6 protein-coding genes are annotated in these 7433 nt (G+C 46.5%); 5 read left to right on the top strand and 1 reads right to left on the bottom strand.

What is annotated here, in order from left to right; genetic code table 11:
• Positions 1-537: 537 nt before the first annotated feature.
• Entirely contained in the window at positions 538-2508 is a 1971-nt protein-coding gene (locus PN462_RS00780) for a tetratricopeptide repeat protein (RefSeq protein ID WP_272125918.1), read from the bottom strand.
• Between the two features lie 265 nt (positions 2509-2773).
• Between PN462_RS00780 and PN462_RS00775 the strand changes: the two genes are divergently transcribed.
• The 5 genes from PN462_RS00775 to PN462_RS00755 all read left to right on the top strand — a co-directional run bounded on the left by PN462_RS00775 (position 2774) and on the right by PN462_RS00755 (position 7221).
• On the top strand, positions 2774-3490 hold the full coding sequence (locus tag PN462_RS00775; protein WP_272125917.1) for a rhomboid family intramembrane serine protease: 717 nt from the start codon (positions 2774-2776) through the stop codon (positions 3488-3490).
• 128 nt (positions 3491-3618) lie between these two features.
• Entirely contained in the window at positions 3619-5436 is a 1818-nt protein-coding gene (locus tag PN462_RS00770) for a serine/threonine-protein kinase (RefSeq protein ID WP_272125916.1), read from the top strand.
• Positions 5437-5530: 94 nt separating this feature from the next.
• The gene (locus PN462_RS00765) at positions 5531-6178 is read left to right on the top strand and encodes a ThiF family adenylyltransferase (RefSeq protein WP_272125915.1); all 648 of its coding nucleotides are present in this window, start codon (positions 5531-5533) and stop codon (positions 6176-6178) included.
• 288 nt (positions 6179-6466) lie between these two features.
• Complete coding sequence (locus tag PN462_RS00760; RefSeq protein ID WP_272125914.1) at positions 6467-6790, top strand: DUF2605 domain-containing protein; 324 nt, start codon at positions 6467-6469, stop codon at positions 6788-6790.
• Positions 6791-6921: 131 nt separating this feature from the next.
• Positions 6922-7221 carry a DUF2973 domain-containing protein gene (locus tag PN462_RS00755; protein WP_272125913.1) on the top strand — a complete coding sequence of 100 codons (300 nt, stop codon included), beginning with the start codon at positions 6922-6924 and terminating at the stop codon, positions 7219-7221.
• Positions 7222-7433: the final 212 nt, after the last annotated feature.

The raw sequence follows: 7433 nt of genomic DNA, 5'->3' as shown, positions 1-7433 counted from the left end.
TTGTAGAACGAGACACCGTTGTTTCAGACACTTGTGAGAGACATTTTCTCCCCCTCTCCCAAGGTTGGGAGAGGGGGTTGGGGGGTGAGGGCGACTCCAAACCGCCATATCTCGTTACCCACCTTGACAGGGCTGGGTGGCTATTGCCCACCATGATTATATGTTACCCAACGAGTGGGGACGAAAACTAGGACTTGCCGTTACATCACATCGTGGGGGCAGGTTGGTTACGCTTCTGTTGTTGAGGCAAGTGATAAAGTAATCTCTATTCCTACGATTAGTTTTCAATCAATTATGTTCCCCAACGAGTGGGGACTTTTAAACGTAGATTCCACTGTCATTACTGAGTATCAGCAGTTTTCAATCAATTATGTTCCCCAACGAGTGGGGACACAATCCAAATACCGTTATCCGTACCATTATTTGTTGTTTTCAATCAATCGCGTTTGGCAAAGAGTCGCCCCCATCCAAACCGGGCTCCCCCAACTCTGGCCCACCGTCCAACAGATCATCCAAGACTGCTTAGAAACAGGAACACTACCCCCCTAACCCGCCTAACTTCGAGGAATTTTGTAACATTTCCTCCCAATGTTCTAAATTCGGGTGTTCCGGTTCCACTTCCCGCCACGCTTTCAACCACGACTTGGCCAAATCCCACCGTTTCTGGGCTAACTTTAATTCAATTTGCACCTGACAGAAAGCACTAAAGGCTTGAAAGTGCATGGCTTTCCAAGTAATCATCGGCTTTAACAGAGTGTCCGCCAAGTCCAATTGTTTACGGTCAATAAACAACTTGGCCAACGCAGTACGAGCAAAGGGATAATCGGGGGATTGGTCAAAAATCTTCTGAAGTAACGTTAGTGTCTCCTCTTGTCGGCCTTGCATTTGATAGGCAATGGCTAAATTAAAATTCAGATCACTAGCCTCTGGTTCTTCCTGTAAGGCTTGGTTTAACATCTGTTCCGCCTTTTCGCCATCCTGCTGACGTAATGCTTGGGTCCCTTGACGGAGTAACTGTTGCACTTTCGGAGAATGGGGGCCACCATAGGGCTGATCATGGAGTTCTATCCCCAGCAAAAGCACTGTTTGCCATTCTCCCTTGAACCAGAATTTCATCTCTCCCGGCACTAAATAGCCCTCTTGCACTGCTATAGAAGCGGCTTCATAGCGGAGTTTATCGGGGCCTAGTTGACTCAAGGCAAAATCTCGCACTGCTTCAACGAGGGGAGGAGTACGGGCAGCATTGGCGAACCGCAGGGCTAACAGACGGGCGTGATGGTCTCCAGAACGCAGCAATTGGGGGACTAAACTATTCCATTGGGGATATTGTTCTAAGTAGGTCTGAATTGCGTCCGGGTTGGGGTCACTCTCGTCATCTAAAATGGCGAATAGGTCACGGGTCATATTTAAACTCACCCATTGGGGTAGAGGAAACCGCCAAGGACAGTTGCGAAACCCCACCGGGTATTTTAAATCCTCTAGATTTTCTCGCGCTATATCGAGGCCGGGGAATTCTTTAACGGCCTGTTCCCAAAATGCTTTCGCTTTGGCTTCTTGGCCTTTATTCATCAGGGCTACTGCCGTATGGTGATAAAAAACTGGGTACATTTCCTCTAACCTCTCCTGGGCTTCGACTTGCTGAAGAAGGTCGAGAATTGCGTCATCGTCCTCTAAAAAGGACAAGATTTCTACTCCTTTCAGCCAATGTTCTGGCTTTTCGGGGTGGTCTGCAATGGCTGCTGTAAACTGTTCTTTATAGGTTTGAGCTTCGGGGAGATGGCCTTCGAGGACTTGATATTGAATCATGTTCCCCAAAGCGTGAATATTGTTGGGGTCAAGGTCGAAAGCTTTCTGGGTAATTGCGATCGCATCTTCCCTGAGATCATCCAACCAATAGGCCATGGCCATATTATTCCAGGCCGGGAGAAAATCAGGGTTAAGTTCTAATACTTGCTGCCCATAGTCCCGACATTCCCCAAAGCGGCCAGTCTCCAAGGCAGAGAGGGTTTTTTCATGGAGACGGATCAATTCATAGGCTTGTTCATCTAACTCAATGCCCAAATCATCGGCAATATCGGCTAATTGGGTTTCTAAATGCGCGATCGTTGCTTCAATTTCTTTAATCGTGGGATGAGTGGGAAACTGTTTGCGGACTTGACGAAATAAGTCCAACGCTAACCTAAACCGATCATTTTCCCAATATGCCCCACCTAATGAGACTAGGGTGTTAAAGTCATGGGGCCGGAGTTTGGCCAGTCGTTCCATGACTTCTTGATGTTTGGGCAAATAGTCCAACTCAAAGGACAAGAGGGCTAATAGTTCCAGAACTTCGGCATGATCAGGATAACGTTCGTCTAAGTCTATGAGTTGTTCCAAGGCTTTTTCTAAATTACCTTGGGCGATTTCTCGTTCCGCCCGGATAATGCCACCTTTGACCGCCGAGGGGTTCATTCCAAATCCTTTCGCGGCAGAACGATGCGTTTTCCGCGTTTTCTTATTCTTGGCCATGGGAATGTTAATAACAATCTTCTTAATTTTACCTTTCCTTTATTCTCTCTCCTCGCTCTGGGGGGATGGGGAGTTGGGAGTTTACGGTTGAACCACAAAGACACAAAGGACACAAAGGGGAGATGGGGGAGATGGGGGAGAACCAACAACCCACAACTTTTCCCTATTCCCTATTCCCCCTTTGTCACAAAGAACCAAGAACAACTCTCAACTCCCTTATCTCCCGTCTGCTAGCATATGTACTATTGACTTCAAATTTTAAGCTATGGTGCCGCTTCGGGATAAAAACCCTATTAAAATTACGCCTTATGTGACCTATACGCTGATTGCCATTAACGCGCTGTTTTTTCTCTATGAACTGACTTTACCTCCTAGCCAACTGGAGGCATTTTTTGAGGTGTTTGCCATTGTGCCAAAGGAGTTCACTCTCAGTTTACAGGGTCAAGGGTCTATCGACCTGATCCCTGAACCCTTAACCCTGATCACCTCACAATTTATCCATGCGGGATTTCTGCACGTGGGGTTTAATATGTGGTTTCTCTGGATTTTTGGCAATAATATTGAGGAGGAACTAGGGGGAGGGAAATTTCTGCTCTTTTATTTGGGGTGTGGTGCATTGGCCGGACTCACCCAATGGTTTTTCTCGGCCCAGTCGGATGTACCGTCTCTGGGAGCAAGTGGCGCGATCGCAGGTGTGATGGGGGCCTATATCCTCAAGTTTCCCGATGTGGAAATTTTAACAGTAATTCCCTTAGGTTTCTTCTTCCCTACTTTCCGAATCCCGGCTATTTGGTATCTGGGATTTTGGTTTTTACAACAGGCTGTGAGTGGGTTTGCCTCTCTCAATGCAAGTGCCAATATCGGTATGGAAAACGGCGGTGTGGCCTACTGGGCCCACGCAGGAGGATTTATTTTTGGGGCTGTCTTAGGACCCTTGTTGGGTCTATTGAGTGATGATGACAACGACTCCTCTTTGTTGTAACCCAAAAGAGACCCCCTCTCTAGTCGAGGAAGGGGTGCGTTGTCCGAGCGTACCCCTTATCAATTATCAATTATTAATTAACAATTATCAATTAACAATTACCAATTAATAATTAACAATTACTCCTTATGGTTTACTGTTTAAACCCCAAATGTCAAACTCCGAAAAACGCTGATGATAATAAGTTTTGTATCTGTTGTGGGTCGAAACTGAGTGTCGGCGATCGCTATCGGGCCACCAAAACGCTCAGTGAAGCAGGCCGAGGCCGCACCTTTGCCGGAATTGACCTTTTTGCCAATGCTACGACTCCCTGTGTGATCAAACAAGTGCAACTGCAAAAAGCGCATTCTGATCCCCTAGAAGAATTTCGCCGAGAAGCCGAAAAACTGCTCCAACTAGGGAAACATCCGCAAATCCCCCAACTGTTAGCTTATATTGAACTCGACAAAAATATTCATAATTTTGCCCCCACCTTAATTCAAGAACAGATTAAAGGACAGAGTGTTGAGAAAGAACAATTCGGAGAGACGGAAATTCGCAATTTACTCAATGAAATTTTACCGATTCTCGAATATATCCACGGCCAGGGTATTATTCACCGAGACTTAAACCCCCAAAATATTCTCCGCACCTCTGAGGGAAAATTAGTCTTGGTGGATTTTAGTACCGCCAAAGTGACCACTAAAACAGCTTTAGCGAAAACTGGGACGGTGGTCGGATCAGCGGCCTATTCGGCCCCAGAACAACTGCGGGGAAAAGCTACCTATGCCAGTGATTTATACAGTCTAGGGGTGATTTGTGTCCATTTACTCACTCAGATTCATCCTTTTGATTTATTTAGTAGTATGGATGGGATTTGGGTCTGGACGGACTATTTAACCCAACCTGTGAGCGAATTGGTGAAAAAGGTTTTAAATAAGCTGTTAGCAGAAGCTGTAAATGACCGCTATCAGTCTGCGTCGGAGGTGTATGAGGAGTTAAATGGGGGGGAAACCTTAGAACCAACCCTCATTCCCACCCAACAGGCCGAAACAGAGGAGTCTGAACCTCTCAAGATATTAAAACCCCATTGGTCTTGTATTGCTAGTTTAGAGGGTCATAATAGCTCAGTCCATACTCTCGCGTTTCATCCCCGACGGGCCTTGTTGGCCAGTGGGAGTGCAGACCGCGCGATCGCACTCTGGAATTTAGAAGAAAATGTCGAAGAAATGCTCCTCAAGCGACATCGAGGCATTGTGGATAATTTAGTCTTTCGACCCAATGAGGATCAACTCATTAGCGGGAGTTGGGATTATACTGTGCGTGTCTGGGTAGGGGGAGAGGAGGTGAAACGCTGGCAACCCCATGATGCTTGGGTGACGGCCTTGGCCATTTCTCCCGATGGTCAAATTTTAGCCACGGGAAGTGCTGATCAAACTATTAAATTATTAGATGCCAATACTGGGGAGGAAAAAGCCACTTTTCAAGGCCACCAGGGAACGGTAGAAAGTTTAACCTTTAGTCCCGATGGTCAAGTGTTAGTGAGTAGTAGTGCAGACCAAACCCTGAAACTCTGGGATATCACTCAGGAGACAGAACAAGCTACTCTAGAGGGTCATGATGGGGAAGTCTATGGGGTGGTTTTTAGTCCCAGTGGACAAATGATGATTAGTGGTAGTGAAGATTGTACCCTCAAGTTGTGGGAACTCAGTTCTGGGAAACTCTTGCAAACTTGGACGGAACATACTGATGCGGTCACGTCCTTAGCGATTAGTTCCCAAGGTAATATGTTAATTAGTGGCAGCCGTGACCAAACGGCGAAAATTTGGCATCCGGGGACGGGTCGGGTTTTACATACTTTAACGGGTCATGAGTCGGGAATCAAGACGGTGGCGATCGCGCCCAACAATGCCACCATTGCCACCGGATCACAGGATAAAATTATTAAGTTGTGGCAGTTTAGGTAAGTTTGTGGTGTGTTGTTTGTTGTTGGTTCTTTGTGCTTTGGCGAACTCTCTAGTCACCCATTACCCATTACCCATTACCCATTACCCATAAAAAATGGATAGTTTTTTTCATGAAACGCGCTATCGGAGTTCGGAACAGATGGTACAATTTCGGGAGTTTCCCATTACCCTCTGTGGTGCAGGGGCCTTGGGGGCTAACTTAACCGAAAATTTGGCTCGCTGTGGGTTGGGTCAGTTGCGCGTCATAGATTGCGATCGCATCGAAGAACGCAACCTCTCCACCCAACCCTACTACAAATCCGACATTGGCGCACAAAAAGCCAAAATCTTGACAAATTCCCTCTATCGTGCATTAGGTTTGGTCATTGATGGGAAGACCAAAGAATTAACCCCAGACAACTGCTCGCAACTGTTACGCCAGACCAATCTTGTGATTGATACCTTTGATAATAGTGTAGCCCGTCGAGCCGTCACCGATTATTGTTTACAAGAAAATATAGCTTGTTTGCACATTGGGTTAGCCAGTGACTATGCTGAAATCATCTGGAATGCCCGCTATCGCGTCCCCTCTGCCACTCAGGATGATGTTTGTGATTATCCCCTAGCCCGCAATTTAGTGTTATTGGCCGTGGCAGTGGCCTCAGAAGTGATTATGCGTTACATCACCACCGGAGCGCAAGAGGACTACACTTTAACCTTGGCCGATTTCGCTGTAAACCCCTTTGGGTCAGACCCCCAGTAACTCACTCTACGTATAAGTGAAAATTATCCCTTGCCGATTACCGATTACCCATTACTCTCGGTGAAACTAAAAATTAAATTTGGCTGAAAGCCTTGCTGTGATTAGTTTCTGACCTTCTTTTTAGGTTAACTTTCTCCGGGTTCGGTTCTTCTGCCTCCTGCCTCCTGCCTTCGGATGCTGATTACCGATTACCGATTACCCAGCACTCAAAATCTGAGAAATTGTAACAAACAGTTACAATAAAAAAGTAAGTGAACTCTTTGCCAATAGTAAACTCATAAGTAACTCATGTCTTTACCTCAACCCTCAGAACGAGAACTGTTAGTGAATATTCTCGAACCTCTGTTTGATGATTTTCAGTTTTGGTTTGCGCGATCGCAAAATCTCTTAGAAACCGAGAACATCGACTTTCTCAGTGAAGGAGAGCAAGCAGACTTACTAGAGCGAGTGAAACACGCTCAACAAGAAGTCGCAACCGCTAAAATGTTATTTCATGCGACAGGGGAGCAAGTGGGGGTGGAATTGAGTACACTAACACCATGGCATCAATTAGTGACCCAATGTTGGCAGGTCTCCCAACGGTGGCGTTTAAGCCAACAACAAGACGGTTAAAGACGGGTTGCAGAGCGTCTAAGCCTGGTTCATGATAAAAGACTCCATGAGACAGCCAACTCCCGTGTTGAGACGGCCTCCCCGGTAAAAAAACATATTTTCAGACGAATTTTTAGTGAAAGGATTGTATTATGTTACATCTTCTCTACATTTTGGCGTTTACCGTGATTGCTGTATTAGCGATCGCCAATTTAATCCGTAGTTTAATCCAGGTTAGCACCGATGCCAACCGCCGCTACGGGGCCAACCGCACCACACCCCAACCCCAAAAACAAGGTCATCCCGAACTAATGGACAATGACGGACAACCGATTAATGAGCCTTTATTAGTGATGCGATCGGTTAACGTGGACGAAGCACGTCAACAACTCGACGCACTCTACAACTCCTCCCCCGGAGGAAACCGCCCCGAAGCCAATGAAGAAAATTAACCAAATTAACATTAGTCTCAACTGAGCAGCAGATACGGGGTGGAGTCCTTCCACCCCGATTTTAGTAATTAGGGCTTGCTGAAAAAGTGTTCATTTGCTTGTGAGGCAAGGGAACAGGGAACTCCGGAACAGGGAACAGTTGGTTCTTTGATCTCCCCCATCTCCCGACTCCCATCTCCCGACTCCCATCTCCCGACTCCCGACTCCCGACT

Origin of the sequence: Spirulina sp. CS-785/01 (genome assembly GCF_028330525.1) — a bacterium.
GTDB lineage: Bacteria > Cyanobacteriota > Cyanobacteriia > Cyanobacteriales > Spirulinaceae > JAQMSD01.
This window is presented reverse-complemented; position numbering and strand designations above follow the sequence as displayed.